The organism is Pseudomonas sivasensis (assembly GCF_021391435.1).
Lineage (GTDB): Bacteria > Pseudomonadota > Gammaproteobacteria > Pseudomonadales > Pseudomonadaceae > Aquipseudomonas > Aquipseudomonas sivasensis.
The window spans coordinates 2,706,030-2,728,568 of the sequence record NZ_CP090029.1 but is presented as its reverse complement, the minus strand read 5'-3'; the positions used below and the strand labels follow the sequence as shown (position 1 = coordinate 2,728,568).

Sequence of the window (22,539 nt, the reverse complement as noted above, 5' to 3'; positions counted from 1 at the left end):
ACATCCTTAACCCTTGATGCAGTCGACGGTGTAACAACGACCACTGCCGTCATCTTCGTGTTGTAACCCGTGAACATCGGCAAAAAAACCGGGAAAACTGCTATCGAACGTACGGGCAAATGCCAGGTAGTCGATGATCGAGCGGGTGCTCTCGGTAAAGCGCTCGCCGGGCATGATCAACGGAATGCCAGGCGGATACGGCACCAGCATCACGGCTGCGACGCGTCCTGGCAAGGCATCAATAGACACTGCTTCCACTTCACCCCTTACCAATTGGTCGTAGGCGTGCGCCGGTTTCATCGCAATCTCCGGTAGTACGGTGTACATGCGCTTGAGGTGTTTGGCGGTGGCGTTGCTGCGGTAACAGCTGTGCAATTGGTCGCACAGGTCGCGCAAACCCAGGCCCTGATAACGCGCCGGCCCTTGGGCAAACACCGAGGGCAAACAACTGGCCAGGCTGACATTCGCGTCGTAGCTGCGTTTGAATTCCAACAACTCGGTGAGCAACGTACTCCATTTGCCTTTGGTGATGCCCATGGAAAACAACACGAGGAAGGAATACAACCCGGTCTTCTCCACCACCAACCCGCGCTCCCAGAGGAACTTACTGACCACGGCGGCAGGGATCCCACAATCGCTCAAGGCGCCGCCGGCATTGAGACCGGGCATGACCAGCGTCACTTTGATCGGGTCCAACAACACATAATCTTCGGCCACATCCCCAAAGCCATGCCAGTCATCCTGCGGCTGCAACAGCCAATCTTCCGTGGCGACGCGGTCGATGCCCGCCACCGACGGCGGCTGCCAGATCGAGAACCACCAATCTTCAGCGGCGATATGCTGGCGGAGGTTAGCCAGCGCGCGGCGAAAACTCAGGGCTTCGTCGAACATTTCCTGGAGCAACGAACGCCCGGCAGGGCCTTCCATCATCGCCGAAGCCACGTCCAGCGACGCGATGATGCTGTACTGAGGCGAGGTGGAGATGTGCATCATGAACGCTTCGTTGAAACGGTCACGGTCCAACTGACGGGCGCCGCCGTCCTGTACATGGATCATCGAGGCCTGGCTGAACGCGGCCAACAACTTGTGAGTGGAGTGAGTGGTGAACACCAGTGGGCTGTCCGGAGTGCGCGAGGTGCCCATGCCATAGCGCCCGGCAAAGAATTCGTGGAACGCCGCGTAGGCGTACCAGGCTTCGTCAAAGTGCAGCACCTCGACGCTGTTGCCCAATTGCTGCTTGATCAGCTCGGCGTTGTAGCACAGGCCGTCATAGGTGGAGTTGGTGACCACGGCCAACTTCACTTTCGCTGGCCGGCCACGGGTCAACGGGCTGGCGTCGATCTTGGCGCGGATCGACTCGGGGCTGAATTCACTCAGGGGGATCGGGCCGATAATGCCCAGTTCGTTGCGCTCCGGGCACAGGTACAGCGGGATCGCGCCGGTCATGATGATCGAGTGCAATACCGACTTGTGGCAGTTGCGGTCCACCAGCACCAAATCATCGCGGGCGACCATCGAGTGCCAGACAATCTTGTTGGCGGTGGAAGTGCCGTTGATCACAAAGAAGGTGTGGTCAGCGCCAAAATTACGGGCAGCACGAGCCTCTGCTTCGGCCAGGGGGCCAGTGTGGTCCAGCAGCGAGCCCAATTCGGGAACAGAGACCGACAAATCCGAACGCAGGGTGTTTTCCCCAAAGAACTGATGAAATGCCTGCCCCACCGGGCTTTTGCGGTAGGCCACGCCACCGCCATGGCCGGGGGTGTGCCAGGAATAATTTGAATCAGCGGTGTGCTGCACCAAGGCCTTGAAGAACGGCGGCAACAGGCCATCCAGGTAAGTGCGCGCAGCGCGGGCCACTTGCCGGGCCAGGAATGGCACGGTGTCTTCGAACAGATAAAGGATGCCACGCAGTTGATTGAGCTCGCTCATGGCATCGGCCGGGGCGTTTTCCAGGGTGACTTGCTCGCCCAAGGCAAAGATCGGCAGGTTCGGTGCCCGTACCCGCGCCAAGCGAATCAGCTCAACCATGTTTTGCAGCAGATGGGTATTTTCGCCAGCGCCTTCGGCGGCGATCAACATGCAGGCCAAGCCGTGATGGGTAGACGCCACTAGCCGACCTTCGGCGTAGTCCACGGCGGAAAAAACACTGAAGCCCTCTTGTTCCAACTCCCTGGCAATGCCGCGGACCCGGTCGCCGGCAACGGTGTCGGCCTTGATGTCGCGGTGCACGATAAGGATAGGGAACTTCAGGTCTTTGTACATGAGGGCGTGGGAGTCCTGAGGGCTATGCACTCAGGGTAGAAGCTGGGAAGCGATGACGCGAATGAAGATTTTGAAAGCTACGCAGATCAACTGTGGGAGGTGGCTTGCTCCCGATCACGGTGTGTCAGCTAATAGTTGATTGGCTGATCCACCGCTATCGGGGCGAGCCCCCTCGCACAGGTTGATCGGACCCACGCAGGGCTATTGTTGTGTCAACTGGGTCCACAGCGCCGGCGCGCCCGCCGACTTGGCAATCGCTTCCAGGCGTTGCGCATGCTCGACCATGTCCTGCTCGCTGGCGCGGAGAATGGTGGTCGGCTTGCGATCTGCCGGCAGACGCCGGATTTCCGAAGGACGATTGCCCGAGCCTTCCGCAGAGCCGCTGCCATCGGAAGCATTGCCGGCCAGGGACAGGCTGGTCTGCCCGCCGGTCATGGTCAGGTAGACGTCGGCGAGAATCTCGGAGTCGAGCAAGGCGCCGTGGAGTTCTCGGCCGGAGTTGTCGACGCCATACCGCTTGCACAACGCATCCAGGCTGTTGCGCTGGCCAGGGTGACGCTCCCTGGCCATCATCAAGGTGTCGAGGATCGAGCAGTGCTGGGAAATATCCGCGCGATCCGTCTGCCCCATGAGGGCAAATTCGTTGTTGATGAAGCCGACGTCGAACGCCGCGTTATGGATGATCAACTGGGCGCCGTTGATGAATTCGAAGAACTCATCGGCCACCTCGGCAAAACGCGGCTTGCCCTTGAGGAACTCGTCGGTGATGCCGTGGACGCCGATGGCGCCTTCGTCACTGTCGCGATCCGGTTGCAGGTAGACGTGGAAGTGACGCCCGGTGAGGCGCCGACCCATGAGTTCGACACAGCCGATTTCAATGATCCGGTGGCCGTCAGTCACCGGCATGCCGGTGGTTTCGGTATCGAGTACAACAGATCGGATGGCCATCAGGGTTCAGCTCTCAACGGGGTGGTGGTGTGCGTCAAAGGGCGGGATGTTAACACGTCAGACGGCATCAGCTTTGCTTGTAGCCCCGCACTTCATCCACGCCACGGTTGGCCAACTGGTCGGCACGCTCGTTGCCGGGGTGGCCGATGTGACCACGTACCCACTTCCAAGTGATGTCATGGCGATTGCATTGCTCATCGAGCAGTTGCCATAGGTCGGCATTCTTGACCGGTTCTTTGGCGGCGGTCTTCCAACCGCGCTTTTTCCAGTTGACCATCCACTCGTTGATGCCCTTCATCACGTACTGCGAGTCGGTCACCAGCAGTACGTTGCAACGGCGCTTGAGTTCTTCAAGGCCGCGAATCGCGCCCATCAATTCCATGCGGTTGTTGGTGGTGTTGGCTTCGCCGCCCCACAGTTCCTTCTCGACGCCCTTGCACACCAGCAACGCGCCCCAGCCGCCGGGGCCTGGGTTGCCCTTGCAGGCGCCATCGGTGAAGAGTTCTACGGTATCGGTCATCGGTTACATCCATCAAAACAGGCGGGATCTGAAATCAAAAAGGGTTTACGGTTCGCTTTGCTTGCGATTGACCTTGGCCATCGGCATCGGCACCAGCTTGCCCATGGGCTGGCGGGGCACCTGGCGCACTGGCCGCAGCCCGACCACAATCTTGCGCGCTACTAATAAATAGAAGCCGCCGCCCGACAGTTGCCAGGCACCCGCGCGGCGTTCCCAGCCGGCCAGGCGCGCCTGCCACTTGGTCGAGGCAAGCGGCGGACGATAGCACCCGAAGCGGCGTTTCTCCAGCGCGAAGCCCAGCAGGTTCAACCAGTCCGCCACCCGCGACGGCGAGATGCAGCGCGCCTGGCGAAGGCCATCATGAGCGAACACATGGCGCAGCCCCCAACTGCTCCAGGGGTTGATACCAACAATCAGCAAATGGCCACCAGGGCGCACGCTGCTCGCCGCCTCGCGCAGCAACCCGTGAGGCGACAGGCAGAAATCCAGGCCATGCTGCAACACCACCACATCGGCAGCGTGCTCGCTCAACGGCCAGGCCTGTTCCTCACAAACGATCTCCACGCCCGGCAACGGCGCACCCAGACGCACATTGCGCTGCACCTGCGGCGCAGACGGCGGCGTCTGTGCCGAGGGACCGTAATGCACGAGGTAGCCACCAAAGAAACGACCCAACTCGTCTTCGAGCATGCGCCGTTCTTCATCCAGCAAAAATTGCCCGATGGGCCCGGACAACCATTCGCGGGCCGCGCCGATCAGGGCCAGCCACTCAGGATCGGCCTGGGCGAACGCTTTATCAGTCATTGCATTCTCCAACTCGCCTAGACGTTCTAAGATGCACCAATGTGTTCAGCTTGGCGAATCGAAGAATGATACAGATCAGTGCTCTGCCCGCCTTCACCGATAACTACATATGGTTGCTACAGGACCCGCATACCCAACGTTGCGCGGTGGTCGATCCCGGCGATGCCGCGCCGGTACTGGCCTGGCTTACGCAACATCCGGAGTGGACCCTGAGCGACATCCTGATCACCCACCATCACCATGATCACGTGGGTGGCGTCGAGCAACTCAAGCGCGTGACCGATGCCAAGGTCTACGGACCGGCCAACGAGCAGATCCCGGCGCGGGACGTCGCCCTGCAGGATAACGATCGCATCAACGTGCTCGGCTGGGACTTTGACATTTATACCGTGCCAGGCCACACCCTCGGCCACATCGCCTTCTATCACCAGGGCGCGCTGTTCTGTGGCGACACCCTGTTCGCCGCTGGCTGCGGCCGCCTGTTCGAAGGCACGCCAGAGCAGATGCACACTTCCCTTGAGCGCCTGGCCGCACTGCCCGCCGACACGCTGGTGTACTGCACCCACGAATACACACAAAGTAACCTCAAGTTCGCCCAGGCAGTGGAACCGGACAACGCCGACATCGCCGAACGGGTGGAAATCGTCCGCCAACTCAGGGCCCGTGGTGAGATAACACTGCCCTCCAACCTGGCATTGGAAAAACGCACCAACCCTTTTCTGCGTACTTCTGAAACATCCGTTAAACAAAAAGCGGACGAACGGAATGGCCGCGACAACCGCTCTGGGGCCGAGGTGTTTGCTAGCTTGAGGGCTTGGAAAGATAAGTTCTAAGACGATGCAATCTGATACGTAATTTCTGAATGGTTGACCGGAACCAAAGTGCTTTCTAGAATCGCCCGACATTTTTGCCCGGAACTTACTTCCAGCCAATGTCGTCATCTATTCGTAAATCCAACCATTCAGACGCATTGACCCGCCTGGCTCAAGCTGTGGCGGTGGCTGTGTCCGCAACACTGGCGGGCTGCCAATCGACCAATTTCACTGCACAATCCACCGTGCAACCCAAGCCCAACCTTACCGCCAAAATCAAACAGAAACCCGTCATCTGGCTTTCAGAAAAGCCTGCTCCCGAAGTACCGCAGGATGTCTGGGAACGCATGCGACGGGGCTTTCAATTGCAGGACAACGTTGGCGTCAACCCGCGCATCGAGCAACAGCGCCTGTGGTTCGCCAGCAACCCGTCCTTCCTGGAGAACGCCGGCGAACGCGGCAGTCTCTACATTCATTACATCGTCGAACGCCTTGAAGAACGCAACATGCCCCTGGAGCTGGCGCTGCTGCCAGTGATCGAAAGTGCCTACAACCCAATGGCCTATTCGCGCAGCGATGCCGTCGGCTTGTGGCAGTTCATCCCCTCCACCGGGCGCTACTTCAACCTGCGCCAGACCCGCGCCTATGATGGCCGCCGCGACATTACCGCCTCCACCACCGCCGCCCTGGACTACCTGACCCGTCTGCACGACATGTTCAACGGCGACTGGCTGCTGGCGCTGGCAGCCTATAACGCCGGCGAAGGCACGGTGAGCCGGGCGATCGAGCGCAACGAGAAGCTCGGTCTGCCCACCGACTACTGGAACCTGCCCCTGCCCCAGGAAACCAAGGATTACGTGCCCAAGTTCCTGGCGCTGTCCCAGGTGGTGCTGGCCCCTGAGGCCTACGGCGTCAACCTGAACCCGATTGCCAACACGCCTTACTTCGAAGTCGTAGAAGTCAAACAAAGCATGGACCTGTCCCGGGTCGCCGCGCTGGCGGAGATCGACGAAGACGAGCTGTTCCAGCTCAACCCGGCCCTCAAACAACGCACCACCCTGGATGGCCCGCAGCATCTGTTGGTACCGAGTTCCAAGGCGCAGTTGCTGACCAGCACACTTTCGACGATGAAGCCTGAAGAATTACTGGCGATGCGCCCGAAGAAACAGGTCTTCGACGAAGTTGAGACCGCACGGGTTGCCGGCCGCAGCCGAAGCTACAAGGTGCGCAGCGGCGACAACCTTACGCTGATCGCCAAGGCCAACAAGGTCGATGTGCATGACCTGCAACGCTGGAACAAGCTTAACGGCCAGGCCCTCAAGGTTGGTCAGACCCTGGTGATGCAGGACACCCGCCGCGCAGTAGCCAGCAGCAAGAAGCCGGTGCAGTACAAGGTCAAGAAAGGCGACTCGCTGTACATCGTCGCCAAGCGTTTCAACGTCGAGATGCAACATCTCAAGCGTTGGAACCCGCGTACTGGCCAGGCGTTGAAGCCGGGGCAGATGCTGGTAGTTTCCGGGCCGCGCTAAGGCTTTCAGAACACTGTAGAACCAATGTAGGAGGGGGCTTGCCCCCGATATCGGTGGATCAGCCAATAAATCTGGTGGCTGACAAACTGCTATCGGGGGCAAGCCCCCTCCTACACTGAATCTCCAGTGTTCCCAACCGGCTTTTTCCAACCGGAACAAGCTGTTACTGTACCGACCATAAAGCCCAAGCCGCCTGGATCGGATCTCTGACTTGAAGCGTCCCCTCCTTCTACTAATAAGTCTGGCCTTGAGCTTTGGTGCGAACGCGACGATTACCGAGAGCCACGGGTATACGCAGTTCGGCAGGCTCAAATACCCAGCCAAATTCACCCACTTCGATTGGGTAAATCCTGCAGCGCCGAAAGGCGGGACCTTGCGGGTCATGGCATTTGGCACCTTCGATACGCTCAACCCCTACACGTTCAAAGGCTCAAGCCCGGTTTCAACCCCCAACTTCCTGCAATACGGCGTCAATGAGCTCAACGAACCATTGATGGTCGGCACCGGCCAGTACGCGCCATCCGGCGATGAGCCCACCTCAAGTTACGGATTGATTGCCCAATCGGTGGAGTACAGCGAGGACCGCAGTTGGGTAGTGTTCAACCTGCGCCCGGAAGCACGCTTTCACGATGGAAAGCCGATCACCGCGTATGACGTGGCGTTTTCCTATCGCACCCTGCTGACCGAAGGCCACCCGCAGTACCGCACCAACCTGCAGGAAGTGGCGCGGGTGGACATCCTCAACCGTCACCGCATCCGCTTTGTATTCAAGCGCGCCGGCAACCCGCTGCTGATCCTGCGCCTGGGCGAGTTACCGGTGCTGCCCCAACACTATTGGAAAAACCGCGATTTCAAGGCGACCACCTTCGAACCGCCGCTGGGCAGTGGGCCTTACCGTATCAGCAAGGTCACGCCTGGGCGCCAATTGGTGTTCGAACGGGTCAAGGATTACTGGGGCAAGGACCTGCCGGTCAACCAGGGTTTCTATAACTACGACAAGGTCGAGGTGGAGTTCTACCGCGACAGCGACGTGGCCTTCGAAGCCTTCAAGGCCGGCGAGTTCGACATCTATATCGAGCACCAGGCCAAGAATTGGGCGAATGGTTACAACTTCCCGGCGGTGAACCGGGGTGACGTGATCAAGGCGCAGATCGCTCACCAGATCCCCACCCAGAGCCAGGGCCTGTTCATGAACACCCGCCGGCCGACCTTCAGCCAGACCAAGGTGCGCGAAGCCCTGGGGCTGATGTTCGACTTCGAATGGACCAACCGCACGCTGTTCAGCAACGCCTACAAACGCACTTTGAGCTACTACCCCAACAGCGAATTCGCGGCGACCGGCGTACCCGTGGGCCACGAATGGCTGATGCTCTCGCCGTACCGCGAGCAATTGCCGGCGAACCTGTTTACCCAAGCCTTCAGCCTGCCGCAGACCGACGGGCGCGGCATCCCCCGTGAAAACATGCGCCGCGCCCTGTCGCTGCTGGGCGAAGCCGGGTGGAAGCTGTCGGGCCAACGCCTGCTCAACAAGGACGGGCAACCGCTGCGCTTCGAGATTCTGCTGGTCAATCCGAACCTGGAGCGCATCCTGCAGCCCTATGTCGAGAACCTGATCAGCATCGGCATCGACGCGCGGCTGCGCACCGTTGACCGCGCGCAGTACAAGCAGCGCCTGGATCAGTTCGACTTCGACATGATCCTGATCACCCTCAATCAAACCCTGAGCCCCGGCCTTGAGCAGTGGCAGTACTTCCACTCCAGCCAGGCCGCAATCAAGGGCAGCAAGAACTACGCGGGCATCGCCAACCCCATTGTCGATCACCTGCTGGAACAACTGCTGGCCGCCCAGACCCGCGAAGAACAACTGGCCGCCGGCCGCGCCCTGGACCGAGTGCTCCTGTGGCAGCACTACAGTATTCCCAACTGGTACCTCAACTATCATCGCCTGGCGTACCGTAACCGGTTCGCCTTTGTCACCACGCCGCCCTACAGCCTGGGCCTGAGCGCGTGGTGGCTGAAAGCGTCGGAGAAAGCCCAATGATGTCTTTGCGTACTTCACTGTTTGCCGGCCTGTTGCTGTGCTCCGCAGCCCACGCGGCGCCGCAACATGCGCTGACGCTCTACAACGAGCCGCCGAAATACCCCGCCGACTTCAAGCACTTCGACTATGTGAACCCGGATGCCCCCAAGGGCGGCACCTTCCGCGAATCGAGCATGGGCGGCTTCGACAGCCTCAACCCGTTTATCAGCAAGGGCGTACCGGCCGACAACATCAGTCTGATCTACGACACCCTGGCCATGCAGAGCCTGGACGAACCCATCACCGAATACGGCCTGGTCGCCGGCAAGATCGAAAAAGCCCCGGACAACAGCTGGGTGCGTTTCTACCTGCGCCCCGAAGCGCGGTTCCACGACGGCCACCCGATCCGCGCCGAAGACGTGGTGTTCACGTTCCAGGAACTGATGAAGGAAGGCTCGCCGATCTACCGCACCTACTACGCCGATGTCGATGAAGTGGTCGCCGAAGACCCGCTGCGGGTGTTGTTCAAATTCAAGCGCACCAACAACCGCGAGTTGCCACTGATCCTCGGACAACTGCCGGTACTGCCCAAGCATTGGTGGGCCACGCGGGACTTCGCCAAGGGCAACCTGGAGGTGCCGCTGGGCAGCGGGCCGTACAAGGTGGCCGAGGTCAAGGCCGGGCGCATGATCCGCTACGAGCGGGTCAAAGACTACTGGGCCAAGGACCTGCCGATCACCAAGGGTTTCTACAATTTCGATAACCGCATCACGGACTACTACCGCGACAGCACCGTGTCCCTGGAAGCGTTGAAGGCCGGGCAGTTCGACTACTGGCTGGAATTCAGCGCCAAGAACTGGGCCAACGCCTACAACATTCCGGCAGTGACCCAGGGCCGGTTGATCAAGGAAGAGATCCCCAACGGCAATCCCACGGGCATGCAAGGTTTTGTGTTCAATACGCGCAAGGCGATGTTCCAGGACGTGCGCGTGCGCAAGGCTATCAGCCTGTTGCTGGACTTCGAGTGGAGCAACAAACAGCTGTTCAACGGCGCCTACACCCGCACCCGCAGTTACTTCGAAAATTCTGAAATGGCCGCCACCGGCCTCCCCGGCCCGGATGAGCTGAAAATCCTCGAGCCCCTGCGCGACAAAATCCCGGCCGAAGTCTTCACCCAGGCCTTCGAGCCGGCCAGAACCGACGGCAGCGGCATGATCCGCGCCCAGCAACGCGAGGCCTACCAACTGCTGCAGGAGGCCGGCTGGCGCATCGTTGATGACAAGATGGTCGACACCACGGGTAAACCTGTGACCATCGAGTTCCTGCTGGCACAGACCGAGTTCGAACGCATCCTGCTGCCCTTCAAGCGCAACCTGGCGGACCTGGGCATCGACCTGGTAATCCGTCGGGTGGACGTCTCGCAGTTCGTCAACCGTGTCCGCTCTCGGGACTTCGACATGATGGTGGGCAGCTTCCCGCAGTCCACTTCGCCAGGTAACGAACAACGGGAGTTCTGGAAGTCTTCCAGCGCCGACAAGCCTGGCAGCCGCAACTACATGGGCCTCAAGGACCCAGCAGTGGACCAGTTGGTGGAAGAACTGATCGACGCCGATTCGCGCAAAAGCCTGGTAGCCCATGCCAAAGCACTGGATCGCGTGCTGCAGTTTGGCTACTACGTGATCCCCAACTGGCACATCAAGACGTTCCGCGTGGCGTATTGGGACCACCTGGGGCACCCCAAAGTCCCGCCGCGCTACGACGTGGGCACAGCCACCTGGTGGAGCAAACCCAATGTCAAACCTGCCGTCACCTTGGACACAGACACGAACGCCGATTCGGCGAGCGGAGGCGATTAAATGCTGGCCTATATTGTTCGCCGCCTGTTACTGATCATCCCCACGCTGTTCGGGATCCTGCTGATCAACTTCATCATTATCCAGGCCGCCCCCGGTGGTCCGGTGGAACAGATGATCGCCAAGCTTGAGGGCTTTGAAGGCGCCACCAGTCGCATTGCCGGCGGCGGCGCCGAAGTCTCGGTGGCCGGTTCCAGCAGCTATCGCGGCGCCCAAGGTTTGGACCCGGCGCTGATCAAGGAAATCGAAAAGATGTACGGCTTCGACAAGTCGGCGCCGGAACGCTTGTGGATCATGGTCAAGAACTACGCACAGCTGGATTTTGGCGACAGCTTCTTCCGTGACGCCAAGGTCATCGACCTGATCAAGGAAAAGATGCCGGTGTCCATCTCCCTTGGGTTATGGAGCACGCTGATCATGTACCTGGTGTCGATCCCCCTGGGGATCGCCAAGGCCACGCGGCATGGCAGCCATTTCGACGTGTGGACCAGTTCGGCGATCATCGTCGGCTACGCGATACCGGCGTTTTTGTTCGCCATCCTGCTGATCGTGGTATTTGCCGGCGGCAGTTACTTCGACTGGTTCCCGTTGCGCGGGCTCACCTCCAACAACTTCGACGAGTTGAGTTGGGGCGGCAAGATCCTTGACTACTTCTGGCACCTGGCATTGCCCATCACTGCGCTGGTCATCGGCAACTTCGCAACCATGACGCTGCTCACCAAAAACAGCTTTCTCGACGAGATCAACAAGCAGTACGTGGTCACCGCCAAGGCCAAGGGCCTGACCAACCACCGCGTGCTCTACGGCCATGTGTTCCGTAACGCGATGCTGCTGGTGATCGCCGGGTTTCCGTCGGCGTTCATCGGGATTTTCTTCACCGGCTCGTTGCTGGTGGAAGTGATCTTCTCCCTCGACGGCCTGGGCCTGATGAGCTTTGAAGCGGCGATCAACCGCGACTACCCGGTGGTGTTTGGCACGCTGTTTATCTTCACCCTGCTGGGGCTGATCGTGAAACTGATCGGCGACCTTACCTACACCCTGGTCGATCCGCGTATCGACTTCGCCAGCCGGGAGCATTGAGATGAATCTATCCCCCCTCAATCGCCGTCGGTTCGAGCGTTTCAAGGCCAACAAACGTGGCTGGTGGTCGCTGTGGCTGTTCCTGATCCTGTTCGGGCTGAGTCTGGGCGCGGAGCTGATCGCCAACGACAAGCCGCTGGCCGTGCACTACGACGGCGACTGGTATTTCCCGGCGCTCAAGCGCTACCCGGAAACCACCTTCGGAGGCGAATTCCCACTGGAAGCCAACTACAAGAGCCCGTATATCCAGGAGCTGCTCAAGGCCAAGGACGCCTGGACTCTGTGGGCACCGATCCCGTTCAGCTATCAGAGCATCAACTACGACCTGAAAGTGCCGGCCCCCGCGCCGCCCTCTTCCGTGAACCTGCTGGGCACCGATGACCAAGGCCGCGATGTACTGGCGCGGGTGATCTACGGGTTCCGGGTTTCGGTGCTGTTTGCCCTGACCCTGACCATCCTAAGCTCGATCATTGGCGTAATCGCCGGAGCCTTGCAGGGTTTCTATGGCGGCTGGGTCGACCTGGCCGGGCAGCGTTTCCTGGAAATCTGGTCCGGGCTGCCGGTGCTGTATTTGTTGATCATCCTCGCCAGCTTCGTGCAGCCCAATTTCTGGTGGCTGCTGGGCATCATGCTGCTGTTTTCCTGGATGAGCCTGGTGGATGTGGTGCGCGCCGAGTTCCTGCGTGGGCGCAACCTTGAATACGTGCGTGCAGCCCGGGCACTGGGGATGCAGAACGGCGCGATCATGTTCCGCCACATCCTGCCCAACGCCATGGTCTCAACCATGACCTTTATGCCGTTCATCCTCACCGGCGCTATCGGCACCCTGACCGCACTGGACTTCCTCGGCTTTGGTCTGCCAGCCGGCTCGCCATCTCTGGGTGAACTGGTAGCCCAGGGCAAATCCAACCTGCAAGCACCGTGGCTGGGCATGAGCGCGTTTGCCGTGCTGGCGATCATGTTGAGCTTGCTGGTGTTTATCGGCGAGTCCGCTCGCGATGCCTTCGACCCGAGGAAATGAGATGAATCAGGACAATCTGATCGAAATCCGCGACCTCAGCGTCGAGTTTGTCACCGGCGAGCATCACCACAGGGTGGTCAACAATGTCAGCTTCGACATCAAACGCGGCGAAACCATCGCGCTGGTCGGCGAAAGCGGCTCTGGCAAGTCGGTGACCGCCCACTCGATCCTGCGCCTGCTGCCCTACCCGTTGGCACGGCACCCGAGCGGCATCATCCAGTACGCCGGACAAGACCTGCTGACCCTCAAGGAAAAGACCCTTCGGCACATTCGCGGTAACCGCATCGCAATGATCTTCCAGGAGCCGATGACCTCGTTGAACCCACTGCACTCCATCGAGAAGCAGATCAACGAAGTGCTCGGCCTGCACAAGGGGCTGACCGGCAAGGTTGCCACGCAGCGCACCCTGGAATTGCTCGAACTGGTGGGCATTCCCGAACCGCACAAGCGCCTAAAGGCCCTGCCCCACGAATTGTCCGGCGGTCAGCGCCAGCGGGTAATGATTGCCATGGCATTGGCCAACGAGCCGGAACTGTTGATCGCCGACGAGCCGACCACGGCCCTCGACGTGACCGTGCAGTTAAAAATTCTGGAGCTGCTCAAGGAGTTGCAGGCACGTCTGGGCATGGCCTTGCTGCTGATCAGCCACGACCTGAACCTGGTGCGGCGCATTGCCCATCGCGTCTGTGTGATGCAGAAAGGTTGCATCGTCGAGCAGGCCGAATGCGAGACGCTGTTCCAGTCGCCGCAACACCCTTACACCCAGGAATTGCTGGCGGCCGAACCCAGCGGTGGACCGGCCAATAATGTGGTCGGGCCGCCGCTGCTGGAGGTCGATGACCTGAAGGTGTGGTTCCCGATCAAGAAGGGCTTTTTGCGCAACACCGTCGATTACGTCAAGGCGGTCGATGGCATCAACTTCAGCCTGCCCCAAGGGCAAACCCTGGGCATCGTCGGCGAAAGTGGTTCGGGCAAATCCACCCTCGGCCTGGCGATTTTGCGCTTGATCGGAAGCAAAGGTGGAATTCGCTTCGAAGGCCAGCAGCTTGACCGCCTGACGCAACAGCAGGTGCGCCCGCTGCGCCGGGAAATGCAGGTGGTGTTCCAGGACCCGTTCGGCAGCCTGAGCCCGCGCATGAGCGTCAGCGAGATCGTTGGCGAAGGTCTGCGCATTCACAAAATGGGCACGCCGGCCGAGCAGGAAGCGGCGATTATCGCGGCGCTCAAGGAAGTGGGCCTGGACCCGGAGTCCCGCCATCGCTACCCCCACGAATTTTCCGGCGGGCAACGCCAACGCATCGCCATCGCCCGCGCGTTGGTGCTCAAGCCGCGCCTGATCCTGCTGGACGAACCTACCTCGGCGCTGGACCGCACGGTGCAACGCCAGGTCGTGGAATTGCTGCGCAGCCTGCAGGCCAAGTACAACCTGACCTACCTGTTCATCAGCCATGACCTGGCGGTCGTGAAGGCATTGAGTCACCAATTGATGGTGGTCAAGCATGGCCAGGTGGTGGAACAAGGCGATGCGCGGGCGATTTTTGCTGATCCGCAGCACGCGTATACCCGGCAGTTGCTGGAAGCGGCGTTCCTCGTTCCTGCCTGAATGCACGCAGACCAAATGTGGGAGGGGGCTTGCCCCCGATGAGGGATTGTCAGCTGATGCAGCTGTGGCTGCCCCACAACAATCGAGAGCCCCTCCTCCCACCTTCAGCCTTACTCCCTTAAGCCTGCCTAGTAGCGAACCAATATCATTTGCGCTCACCCCATCCTTTTGCTTTAATCGCGACCAATTCTTATTTACACCGTTTCTCTCGCGCTGGATGGCTAGTGTGTCGACCTCCTTCACCCACCTCTACGGCACCCACCACGGCTGGCTGCTCGGTCTGTTGCGCAGACGCCTGAACGACCGCTGGGATGCCGCCGACCTGGCCCACGACACCTTTATCCGCTTACTCAGCCGCCCACCGACCGAGACCGATCACGCGCGCCAGCGCTCCTACCTGGCCACCATCGCCCGTGGTTTGTGCATCGACCATTGGCGACGTCGCCAACTGGAAAAAGCCTGGCTCGATAGCCTCGCCCTGCGTCCAGAAAGTACCCAGCCGTCGCCGGAACAGCGGGCAATCATCGTCGAAACCCTCTACGAAGTGGACGCCATGCTCGCCCGCCTGCCGAGCAAGGTTCGCGAAGCATTCCTGCTGGCCCAACTGCATGGCCTGCCCTACAAAGCCATTGGCGAGCAACTGGGCGTGGGCGAACGCATGGTCAAGAAATACATGGCCCAGGCCTTGCTGCATTGCGCGATCCTCGAAGCCGAGCTGGATGGGATGCTGGTGCAATGAATACCCCCGGCAAGCTCAGCCATGCCAGCCTGGAACAGGCCGCGCACTGGTACGTGCGCCTGCAGGACCAAGGCAGCGCCCAGGAGCAGCAACGCTGGCAGGCCTGGATGGCGCAGAACCCGGAGCATCTGGCGGCCTGGCAGTATGTGGAGCGCGTCAGCCAGCGTTTCGCGCCGCTGATGGACCAAGCCCCGAGCGCCAGCCGCGCCTTGCGCAGTTCGCGGCGCCAGACACTCAAAACATTGCTGGTGCTGTGTGCCGGTTCAACCCTGGCGTGGGGCACTTGGCGCAACACCGCCCTGCCCCGGCTGGTGGGCGGCTGGAGCGCCGACTACGCCACCGGCAGCGGCGAGACCCGCGATGCCGTGCTGGCCGATGGCAGTCATGTATGGCTCAACGCCCTGAGCGCACTGGATGTACGCTTCGATCCCCTGCAACGCCTGTTGCACCTGCGCTTTGGCGAAGTGCTGATTGATACGGCCAAGGACGCCGGCCGGCCCTTCCTGGTAGACACCGAACACGGCCGCCTGCAGGCCCTGGGCACTCACTTCAGTGTGTTGCAAGGCGAAGACCACACTGAGCTCAACGTCTTTGAGGGCCGGGTGCAAGTGCGCACCGCCAGCCAGCAGGTGCGCATCATCGACGCCGGCCAGCAAATCGCGTTCAACCGCGATGGCTTCAACCCAACCACCGCGGTATCCCCCGCGCGTGAAGCCTGGAGCCGTGGCGTGCTGCTGGCCGACAATTTGCCCCTGGGCCAGTTGGTGGCCGAGCTCAACCGCTATCGCCCCGGCCACCTGGGCTGTGATCCGGCGGTGGCGCACTTGCCGGTGATGGGTTCATTCCCGCTGATGGACAGTGACCACGCCCTGCATCTGCTGCAAGCCGCGCTGCCGGTTCGGGTCGATCGGCTGATGCCATGGTGGGTCACCGTCGGCCCACGGTAAGTTTTTCCCCGCCGCCAGTTCCCTTTTTCAAAACTCGTTCGGTTAACCCTGTAGACGCTTTCAATTCGCCGATCGACTTGATCCAAAGGGAAACATTCATGTCGCAACCTGCTCGCTTCGCGCTGCGCCCATTGGCGCTGGCCACTTCGCTGTTTTGCCTCGGTGTGCCGGTGGTGCATGCCGCCGAATCGCCTTCGACCCAGGAGACCACGCGCAGCTACCGCATCGCTGCTGGTTCGCTGATCAGTGTGCTGAACCGCTTTGCCGAGCAGTCGGGCATTTTCATTGCCGGCCACAACAGCCTGGCCGCCGGCAAGACCAGCCCTGGCCTGTCGGGCAACTACACCGCCGCCAGTGGCTTGCAACACGTCCTGCAAGGCAGCGGCTTGCAGGCCCTGCCCCAGGGCAACAATGGCTACGTACTGGAACTGGTCCCGGCCAGCACCGGGGCCCTGGAGCTGGGCGCTACCACCATTTCTGGCCAGGACTTGGGCGCTACCACTGAAGACACCCACTCCTACACCACAGGCTCGATGGCCTCGGCCACCGGTCTACCGTTATCAATGCGTGAAACCCCGCAATCGGTCACCGTGATCACCCGCCAGCAGATGGACGATCAGGGTTCCAATAGCATTGCCGATACCCTGCGCCGCGCCCCTGGCGTGAGCGTGCAGAACTACGACAGCGAGCGCTGGGAGTTCTCCAGCCGTGGCCTGCCGATCACCAATTTCCAGTACGACGGCGTCAACTCCACCTACGACGGCGTGTACGACTACGGCACCACCAGCACCGACATGGCGGTGTACGACCACCTGGAAATCATCAAAGGTTCGGCTGGCCTGTTAAGCGGCTCCGGCGACCCGTCCGCCACCGTCAACCTGATCCGCAAAAAGCCCACCAAGGACTTCAAGGCCTCGGTCACCCAGACGTTCGGCTCTTGGGACAACTACCGCACCGAAGGCGATATCTCCGGCTCTTTGACCGAGTCTGGCAATGTACGCGGGCGCTTTGTCGGCGTGTATCAGGACCGCCAGTCCTACCTGGACCATTACCAGAACACCAAAGACATCGCCTACGGCATCCTGGAAGCGGACCTGACGCCCGACACCCTGCTGACCTTTGGCATCGACCAGCAGAACACTCGCTCGCGCGGCGCCAGTTGGACCGGTTTCCCGATGTACTTCAGCGACGGCTCGCGCACGAATTTCTCGCGCTCGTTCAACCCGGCCGCCGACTGGAGCCGCCGTGACTTCCAAAACCAGACGCTCTTCGCCTCGGTACAGCACAACTTGGCCAATGACTGGTCGCTCAAAGTCAGTCTCGACCGCAAACGCAGCCAGCACGACACTCTTTTGGCCTCCGCCAGCGGCGGCAACCCGGACCCGGTCACCGGCGACGGCATGTACATGTTCATGGGCAAGTACAAGGGCGACCAGGTGCAGAACACCCTGGACGTTAATCTCAGTGGACCGTTCAGCCTGTTCGGCCGCGAGCATGAGTTGATCATGGGCTTCATGGCCACACGCTCGAAACAGGACGTGCCGGTGTACGGCTCGATCTACCCCGGCGTGGGCGGCAGCATCTTCGACTGGCAAGGTGAATACGCCAAACCGAACATCCCACGCAGTGGCCAGAACGATATCGTGCAACGCCAGACGGGTGCCTACCTGGCCACTCGCCTGAAGCCCACCGATGACCTATCGGTGATTCTCGGCACCCGCGTGAGCAATTTCAGCGGCACCGACAGCACCGACTTCTACGACCCGACCCAGACCGACAACCGCACCACCTACCACCAGAGTGGCGTGGTCACGCCGTACGCCGGGATCGTCTATGACCTCAACGACACCTGGTCGGTGTACACCAGCTACACCCAAATCTACCGACCACAAACCAGCAAAGACGCTGACCGCAAATTGCTCGACCCAGTGGAAGGCCAAACCTACGAAGCCGGGCTCAAGGCCGCGTTCTACGACGGTCGCTTGAACGCCAGCTTCGCCGCGTTCCGCATCGAACAGGACAACGTGGCCGAGTATGTCTCAGGCTTCGATACCGACTCGATTTACCGCCCCATCGCCGGCGCGACCACCAAGGGCTTTGAAGCCGAACTGTCGGGCGAGGTGCTGGACGGCTGGAATATCGCCGCCGGCTACACCTACCAGCACACCCGCGATGCCGATGACGGCTACGTGTACAGCTCGGTGCTGCAGACCACGACGCCACAGCAAGTGGTGCGCCTGTTCAGTTCCTATCGCCTGCCCGGCGCACTGGAAAATGTCACCGTGGGCGGTGGCGTGAACTGGCAGAGCGCGTTCTTCGGCAACGTGTTCCAGCCCGATCCGAGCGATACCGTCAACTTCGGCCACGACTCGCGCATCACCCAGGACAGCTACTACCTGGTAGACCTGATGGCGCGCTACCGCTTCAACGAGCACCTGAGCACCACGTTGAACGTGAAGAACCTGTTCGACAAAAAGTACTACACGGGCCTCGGCAACTTCGGCACTGGTTTCTACGGCGAACCGCGCAGCCTGCAGCTGGCGACCAAGTGGGACTTCTAAGCTGACGCCATTGGCGGCGTGTGTAATGATCATCCCTCGTTCTTCCAAGGGATGGAGCCACCGCTATGTCACCGGACACTTGCGCGACACACTCGCCCCGCTTCTGGCGTGACGAGCGCTTGCCGTTCATAGAAGCGCGGACCATCGCCGACGGGCGCAAGGTCACTTACACCCGTCACGCCCATGAGCATTTTTCTATCGGCGCGATCACCACCGGACGCAGCTATTACCACTACGGCGCCGAGACCTTCCAGATCAGCGTCGGCACGGTGGTATTGATGAACCCTGGCGACGTGCATGCCTGCAACCCTATTGAGAACGAGCATTGGTCCTACCATATGCTCTACCTCGATACCCCGTGGCTCACGAACCTGCAATACCAACTGGGCTTCAGTACCGAACAGGGTTACCGGCCATTCAATACGCCCCATACCCGTGACCCGGTGTTGTTCAGCGGCCTGTTGGCGCTGTACAGCACATTGGTGGACGAACAGGCCGAACTGCTGCAAAAGCAAAGTGCACTGATCAGTTATTTCAGTGAAGTTCAGCAGCGCCTAAACCCATCGCTTACGCCAGTGCGGGAGGTGAACCACAAGCTGGAACGCGCCGCCGAATTCATCCGCGCGCACTGCACCCTTGCGTTGAAACTGGAAGATATTTGCCAGGCGGCCGAGCTGTCGCCGTCGTACCTGATCCGCGCGTTCAAGCAGTATTACGGGCTGACGCCCCATGCGTTTGTGGTCAATGAGCGTATCCAGTTTGCCCGCAGCCAACTACGCCAGGGCGAACTGATCGCCGATGTGGCCCTGGCCGCAGGCTTTGCCGACCAAGCGCATTTCCAGCGTGCCTTCAAACAGCACTTCGCCGCCACGCCCGGCCAGTACCGCGACCGGCTCAAGCCATCAGCAAATAACCCACACTGGCCACCAGCAACGCGGCCATTGAGCGGTTGAACACGCGCACGCCCTGAGGGTTACTCAAGTAGCGGCGCAGGAAGGTGCCCGCATAGGCCCAGCACGCCACCGACAGGTAACAGATCACCAGATAGAGGCTTGCAAACAGCCACACCTGACCGGCGTCGCCATCAGCCACGAACAGACCCATTCCCGCCACGCAAGCCAGCCAAGCCTTGGGGTTGAGCCATTGCATAATCGCGCCGTAAAGCATTGATGGCGCAGTGGCGGTGCCCTCGGCGTCCAGGCGGCCATCATCGACGGCCAGTTTCCAGGCCATGTACAGCAAAAAGGCCACGCCGCCCCATTGAATCAATTGGGTCAGGATTGGCCAGCGCACCAACACTTCATGCAGGCCCAGGCCGATCAGCACCAACAGCAGGGTGAAGCCGACGGCAGCGCCGAACACGTGTTTCTGGCTGGCGGCAAAACCGAACCGAGCGCCGGAACTCAGGGCCACGACATTGACCGGTCCCGGTGTGATAGAGGTGGCCAGGGCGAAGGCGGCCATGGAAATAATCAAGCTCATTGCGGATCCCTTTTTATGGTGATGCATAAAGAGGGATCCACGGTATAAGGCCGAGCCGAAACGGTATTGAACAAAATCACCCTGGCCCCCAGTCTCGTGGCGAGGCTGCCTCAGCGCTGCGCAGGAATGCGGATATCGCCCTCCCGGCATTGGGTTTTCACACTGCGCGGGCAGCCGGCGAACGCCAGCTCCTTGGTCAGGCAGACGCGCACTTCCGACAGCACCTTGCCTTTGCAGATCACGGCCAACCCATGATTGCCCATGCGCGGGTTGCTCTCGCGAAACAACGCCTCGATCTCACGGGCAGGCAACGAAGGCGGTGTATTGAACGGTTGCAGTTGCGGCGGAATGGCGACAACGCCCAGTGCCACATCGGTCTTTTCCAGATACGCCATTGGATCCAGCCCACTGCAAGTACCGTGCTTGGCCCATTCGTGCTTGAGCAGGGAACGCGTGGGAAACAGCGCCGCGCCCTTGTCCATCTCTTCGCGAGACAAGCGTGACTGGGAATCACAGGACGCCGGCCACCCGCCCTTCGCGTATTGCGGCCACAGACCGTGAAGCACAAAACCGTAGCCTTTACCTGAACACTGTTCGTTATCCGGGTGCGTCAGGCAAAACGTCGGCGACCATGACAGCGACAACACGTAGAAATCAAACTCTCCAGGCGTGCCCTGACTTCTTGGGGCCGCCATTGCGCCTGTAGCGAACACAAGGCACAACACCATCCAGTATCTCATCCGTCTATTCCTTGAGAAAAAACACGTATATCGCATCTAGCCGGGATGATGGGGGTTGCGCTGTAGCACCTTGTCCAGAATCCGGTCGGTTTTCAATGCCTCGATGGCCAGCGAAGGATGCTCGGCTTCACCACGGATATGCGCGTTCATGGCCAACACGTGGTGCCACTGGATATGCGCGTGGCACGGCACGTCCAGCACTTCGTTGGTCTCGCCTTCAAGGCGCAGCGGTTGGTCTTCGAAAACGGCAAACGTAATGCGACCCTTACTGCCGATCAGCTCGACGTTGTCTTCCCGTCGGTCGGCAACAAAGTTCCAGCAACCCATGCCCAGCGCGCCCGAGCTGAAGGTCCAGCAAGCTGTAACCGCGTCCTCGGCCACATAGCGACCTGCCTGGCGTGCGGTAAAACCGGACACCTCGACGATATCCCCGGCCAGGTACTGGAACAGGTCAAAACCGTGGCTGGCCAGGTCGGCAAAGTAGCCACCACCGGCGATCAGCGGGTCGGTGCGCCAGTTGGCGGCGCTGGCGTCCTCGGCAGCCGGTGGTTTGCACAGGGTCCAGGTAAGCTGACGCAGCTCGCCGATGCGCCCATCCCGCAGCCAATCGCGAACTTGCTGAAAGCGCGGCAGCGAACGGCGGTAGTAGGAGACAAACAAATGCAGCCCGGCACGCTCGAAGGTACGTTGCATCAATGCGCTTTGCTCGGCATTCAGCGCCATGGGTTTCTCGACGCAGCAATGCTTGCCGGCCGCGGCCACCATCAGGCTGTATTCCAAGTGGCTGTCGGGCGGTGTGGCGATGTAGACCGCGTCCACCTCGGGGTCGTTGATCAGCGCCTGGGCGTCGGTATAGGAACGGGCAATGCCATGGCGTGTTGCATAATCGCGCACGGCGGCCTCGCGACGCCCCATCACGGCCACCAGGGCCGAACCTGGCGCTTTGTAGAAAGCGGGCCCACTCTTCAATTCAGTGACACTGCCACAGCCGATCATGCCCCAACGTACGGTGCTCATCTGTTTCCCTCGTGCGTTTTGTTCAGTCGGGCAGTATCCACATACCCATCCCTGCGCGCCATAACCACTTAGCATGACAATTGCATTACACTTTTATGACATTCATGCCGCTGCGGGACACAGACGATGAAAATCAGGGCAACGGTCATATGCGAACACGAGGGGCATATCCTCTTCGTGCGCAAGGCCAGATCAAAATGGGCGTTGCCGGGTGGCAAGGTCGAGCGCGACGAACGCCCGGTGGGCGCCGCCGAACGCGAGCTGGAAGAAGAAACCGGATTGAACGTGGACGGCCTGCTCTATCTGCAGGAACTCAAAGCCCGCGACACGCTGCATCATGTGTTCGAAGCGTCAGTGGTGAACATCGCGGACGCGCGACCCTGTAACGAGATTGTCGACTGCCAGTGGCACGCTTATGGCGCGCTCGACCAGTTGGACACCACCGACGCCACCAAACACATCGTCAAATCCTTTCTACGCCGCCTGTAAATCGGCGCTCTGGTCGCTGGCCAACACCCCTCGTATCACCAAGCCATTTGCTCTCTGCCGTTCGACAAAGGATTTGACGAACGCGGCAGCGGCTGCCTGCACCAACGGTACT

At 60.5% G+C, this 22,539-nt stretch carries 19 protein-coding genes; 12 read left to right on the top strand and 7 right to left on the bottom strand.

Annotation, left to right across the window (positions count from 1 at the left end; translation table 11 throughout):
* Positions 1-6 precede the first annotated feature (6 nt).
* The 4 genes from LRO94_RS12170 to LRO94_RS12155 all read right to left on the bottom strand — a co-directional run bounded on the left by LRO94_RS12170 (position 7) and on the right by LRO94_RS12155 (position 4,534).
* Positions 7-2,262, bottom strand: a complete 2,256-nt coding sequence (locus tag LRO94_RS12170; protein WP_032885824.1) for an Orn/Lys/Arg family decarboxylase — start codon at positions 2,260-2,262, stop codon at positions 7-9.
* A gap of 201 nt (positions 2,263-2,463) precedes the next feature.
* Positions 2,464-3,204: a DNA polymerase III subunit epsilon gene (gene dnaQ, locus LRO94_RS12165; protein WP_163033241.1), complete on the bottom strand. Its 741-nt coding sequence runs from the start codon at positions 3,202-3,204 to the stop codon at positions 2,464-2,466.
* Between the two features lie 73 nt (positions 3,205-3,277).
* Positions 3,278-3,730 carry a ribonuclease HI gene (rnhA, locus tag LRO94_RS12160; RefSeq protein WP_017738572.1) on the bottom strand — a complete coding sequence of 151 codons (453 nt, stop codon included), beginning with the start codon at positions 3,728-3,730 and terminating at the stop codon, positions 3,278-3,280.
* 45 nt (positions 3,731-3,775) lie between these two features.
* Positions 3,776-4,534, bottom strand: coding sequence for a class I SAM-dependent methyltransferase (locus tag LRO94_RS12155; RefSeq protein WP_032885822.1), 759 nt, complete (start codon positions 4,532-4,534; stop codon positions 3,776-3,778).
* Between the two features lie 65 nt (positions 4,535-4,599).
* On the opposite strand from LRO94_RS12155, the gene gloB reads away from it, so the two are divergent.
* The 11 genes from gloB to LRO94_RS12100 all read left to right on the top strand — a co-directional run bounded on the left by gloB (position 4,600) and on the right by LRO94_RS12100 (position 19,652).
* On the top strand, positions 4,600-5,367 hold the full coding sequence (gene gloB, locus LRO94_RS12150) for a hydroxyacylglutathione hydrolase (protein WP_095185932.1): 768 nt from the start codon (positions 4,600-4,602) through the stop codon (positions 5,365-5,367).
* Positions 5,368-5,465: 98 nt separating this feature from the next.
* Positions 5,466-6,875, top strand: coding sequence for a lytic transglycosylase domain-containing protein (locus LRO94_RS12145; protein ID WP_032885820.1), 1,410 nt, complete (start codon positions 5,466-5,468; stop codon positions 6,873-6,875).
* A 211-nt stretch (positions 6,876-7,086) separates the two neighbouring features.
* Complete coding sequence (locus LRO94_RS12140) at positions 7,087-8,916, top strand: extracellular solute-binding protein (RefSeq protein WP_032885819.1); 1,830 nt, start codon at positions 7,087-7,089, stop codon at positions 8,914-8,916.
* Positions 8,913-10,751: an extracellular solute-binding protein gene (locus LRO94_RS12135; protein ID WP_095185934.1), complete on the top strand. Its 1,839-nt coding sequence runs from the start codon at positions 8,913-8,915 to the stop codon at positions 10,749-10,751. The genes LRO94_RS12140 and LRO94_RS12135 overlap by 4 nt, the downstream gene beginning before the upstream one ends.
* A complete protein-coding gene (locus tag LRO94_RS12130; RefSeq protein ID WP_032885816.1) occupies positions 10,752-11,828 on the top strand; it encodes a microcin C ABC transporter permease YejB in 1,077 nt (358 codons plus the stop codon). It abuts the gene before it with no gap.
* Position 11,829: 1 nt separating this feature from the next.
* Positions 11,830-12,849: an ABC transporter permease gene (locus LRO94_RS12125; RefSeq protein WP_032885814.1), complete on the top strand. Its 1,020-nt coding sequence runs from the start codon at positions 11,830-11,832 to the stop codon at positions 12,847-12,849.
* 1 nt (position 12,850) lies between these two features.
* Entirely contained in the window at positions 12,851-14,452 is a 1,602-nt protein-coding gene (locus LRO94_RS12120) for an ABC transporter ATP-binding protein (RefSeq protein ID WP_032885813.1), read from the top strand.
* A 217-nt stretch (positions 14,453-14,669) separates the two neighbouring features.
* Positions 14,670-15,191 (top strand): sigma-70 family RNA polymerase sigma factor, encoded by a 522-nt coding sequence (locus tag LRO94_RS12115; RefSeq protein ID WP_122754354.1) that lies wholly within the window; start codon positions 14,670-14,672, stop codon positions 15,189-15,191.
* Positions 15,188-16,138 carry a FecR domain-containing protein gene (locus LRO94_RS12110; protein ID WP_095185936.1) on the top strand — a complete coding sequence of 317 codons (951 nt, stop codon included), beginning with the start codon at positions 15,188-15,190 and terminating at the stop codon, positions 16,136-16,138. The genes LRO94_RS12115 and LRO94_RS12110 overlap by 4 nt, the downstream gene beginning before the upstream one ends.
* Positions 16,139-16,236: 98 nt before the next feature.
* Positions 16,237-18,699, top strand: coding sequence for a TonB-dependent siderophore receptor (locus LRO94_RS12105; RefSeq protein ID WP_179179158.1), 2,463 nt, complete (start codon positions 16,237-16,239; stop codon positions 18,697-18,699).
* 65 nt (positions 18,700-18,764) lie between these two features.
* Entirely contained in the window at positions 18,765-19,652 is an 888-nt protein-coding gene (locus LRO94_RS12100; RefSeq protein ID WP_095185938.1) for an AraC family transcriptional regulator, read from the top strand.
* On the opposite strand, the gene LRO94_RS12095 is transcribed toward LRO94_RS12100, so the two are convergent.
* The 3 genes from LRO94_RS12095 to LRO94_RS12085 all read right to left on the bottom strand — a co-directional run bounded on the left by LRO94_RS12095 (position 19,594) and on the right by LRO94_RS12085 (position 21,938).
* Positions 19,594-20,181 (bottom strand): LysE family translocator, encoded by a 588-nt coding sequence (locus LRO94_RS12095; protein ID WP_032885806.1) that lies wholly within the window; start codon positions 20,179-20,181, stop codon positions 19,594-19,596. The two genes, LRO94_RS12100 and LRO94_RS12095, sit on opposite strands and share 59 nt — an antisense overlap.
* Before the next feature lie 110 nt (positions 20,182-20,291).
* Positions 20,292-20,921 carry a ribonuclease T2 family protein gene (locus LRO94_RS12090; RefSeq protein ID WP_032885804.1) on the bottom strand — a complete coding sequence of 210 codons (630 nt, stop codon included), beginning with the start codon at positions 20,919-20,921 and terminating at the stop codon, positions 20,292-20,294.
* Between the two features lie 36 nt (positions 20,922-20,957).
* Positions 20,958-21,938: a Gfo/Idh/MocA family protein gene (locus tag LRO94_RS12085; protein ID WP_122755931.1), complete on the bottom strand. Its 981-nt coding sequence runs from the start codon at positions 21,936-21,938 to the stop codon at positions 20,958-20,960.
* Between the two features lie 126 nt (positions 21,939-22,064).
* Between LRO94_RS12085 and LRO94_RS12080 the strand changes: the two genes are divergently transcribed.
* The gene (locus LRO94_RS12080) at positions 22,065-22,427 is read left to right on the top strand and encodes an NUDIX hydrolase (RefSeq protein ID WP_032885802.1); all 363 of its coding nucleotides are present in this window, start codon (positions 22,065-22,067) and stop codon (positions 22,425-22,427) included.
* Positions 22,428-22,539 lie beyond the last annotated feature (112 nt).

What these genes read in the sequence shown, in the direction of transcription:
- LRO94_RS12130 (WP_032885816.1), top strand. Translation starts at nt 10,752, where the DNA reads ATGCTGGCCTATATTGTTCGCCGCCTGTTACTGATCATCCCCACGCTG.
- LRO94_RS12120 (WP_032885813.1), top strand. Translation starts at nt 12,851, where the DNA reads ATGAATCAGGACAATCTGATCGAAATCCGCGACCTCAGCGTCGAGTTT.
- LRO94_RS12080 (WP_032885802.1), top strand. Translation starts at nt 22,065, where the DNA reads ATGAAAATCAGGGCAACGGTCATATGCGAACACGAGGGGCATATCCTC.
- LRO94_RS12105 (WP_179179158.1), top strand. Translation starts at nt 16,237, where the DNA reads ATGTCGCAACCTGCTCGCTTCGCGCTGCGCCCATTGGCGCTGGCCACT.
- LRO94_RS12085 (WP_122755931.1), bottom strand. Translation starts at nt 21,938, where the DNA reads ATGAGCACCGTACGTTGGGGCATGATCGGCTGTGGCAGTGTCACTGAA.
- gloB (WP_095185932.1), top strand. Translation starts at nt 4,600, where the DNA reads ATGATACAGATCAGTGCTCTGCCCGCCTTCACCGATAACTACATATGG.
- LRO94_RS12155 (WP_032885822.1), bottom strand. Translation starts at nt 4,534, where the DNA reads ATGACTGATAAAGCGTTCGCCCAGGCCGATCCTGAGTGGCTGGCCCTG.
- rnhA (WP_017738572.1), bottom strand. Translation starts at nt 3,730, where the DNA reads ATGACCGATACCGTAGAACTCTTCACCGATGGCGCCTGCAAGGGCAAC.
- LRO94_RS12095 (WP_032885806.1), bottom strand. Translation starts at nt 20,181, where the DNA reads ATGAGCTTGATTATTTCCATGGCCGCCTTCGCCCTGGCCACCTCTATC.
- LRO94_RS12115 (WP_122754354.1), top strand. Translation starts at nt 14,670, where the DNA reads ATGGCTAGTGTGTCGACCTCCTTCACCCACCTCTACGGCACCCACCAC.
- LRO94_RS12145 (WP_032885820.1), top strand. Translation starts at nt 5,466, where the DNA reads ATGTCGTCATCTATTCGTAAATCCAACCATTCAGACGCATTGACCCGC.
- LRO94_RS12135 (WP_095185934.1), top strand. Translation starts at nt 8,913, where the DNA reads ATGATGTCTTTGCGTACTTCACTGTTTGCCGGCCTGTTGCTGTGCTCC.
- LRO94_RS12090 (WP_032885804.1), bottom strand. Translation starts at nt 20,921, where the DNA reads ATGAGATACTGGATGGTGTTGTGCCTTGTGTTCGCTACAGGCGCAATG.
- LRO94_RS12125 (WP_032885814.1), top strand. Translation starts at nt 11,830, where the DNA reads ATGAATCTATCCCCCCTCAATCGCCGTCGGTTCGAGCGTTTCAAGGCC.
- LRO94_RS12110 (WP_095185936.1), top strand. Translation starts at nt 15,188, where the DNA reads ATGAATACCCCCGGCAAGCTCAGCCATGCCAGCCTGGAACAGGCCGCG.
- LRO94_RS12170 (WP_032885824.1), bottom strand. Translation starts at nt 2,262, where the DNA reads ATGTACAAAGACCTGAAGTTCCCTATCCTTATCGTGCACCGCGACATC.
- LRO94_RS12100 (WP_095185938.1), top strand. Translation starts at nt 18,765, where the DNA reads ATGTCACCGGACACTTGCGCGACACACTCGCCCCGCTTCTGGCGTGAC.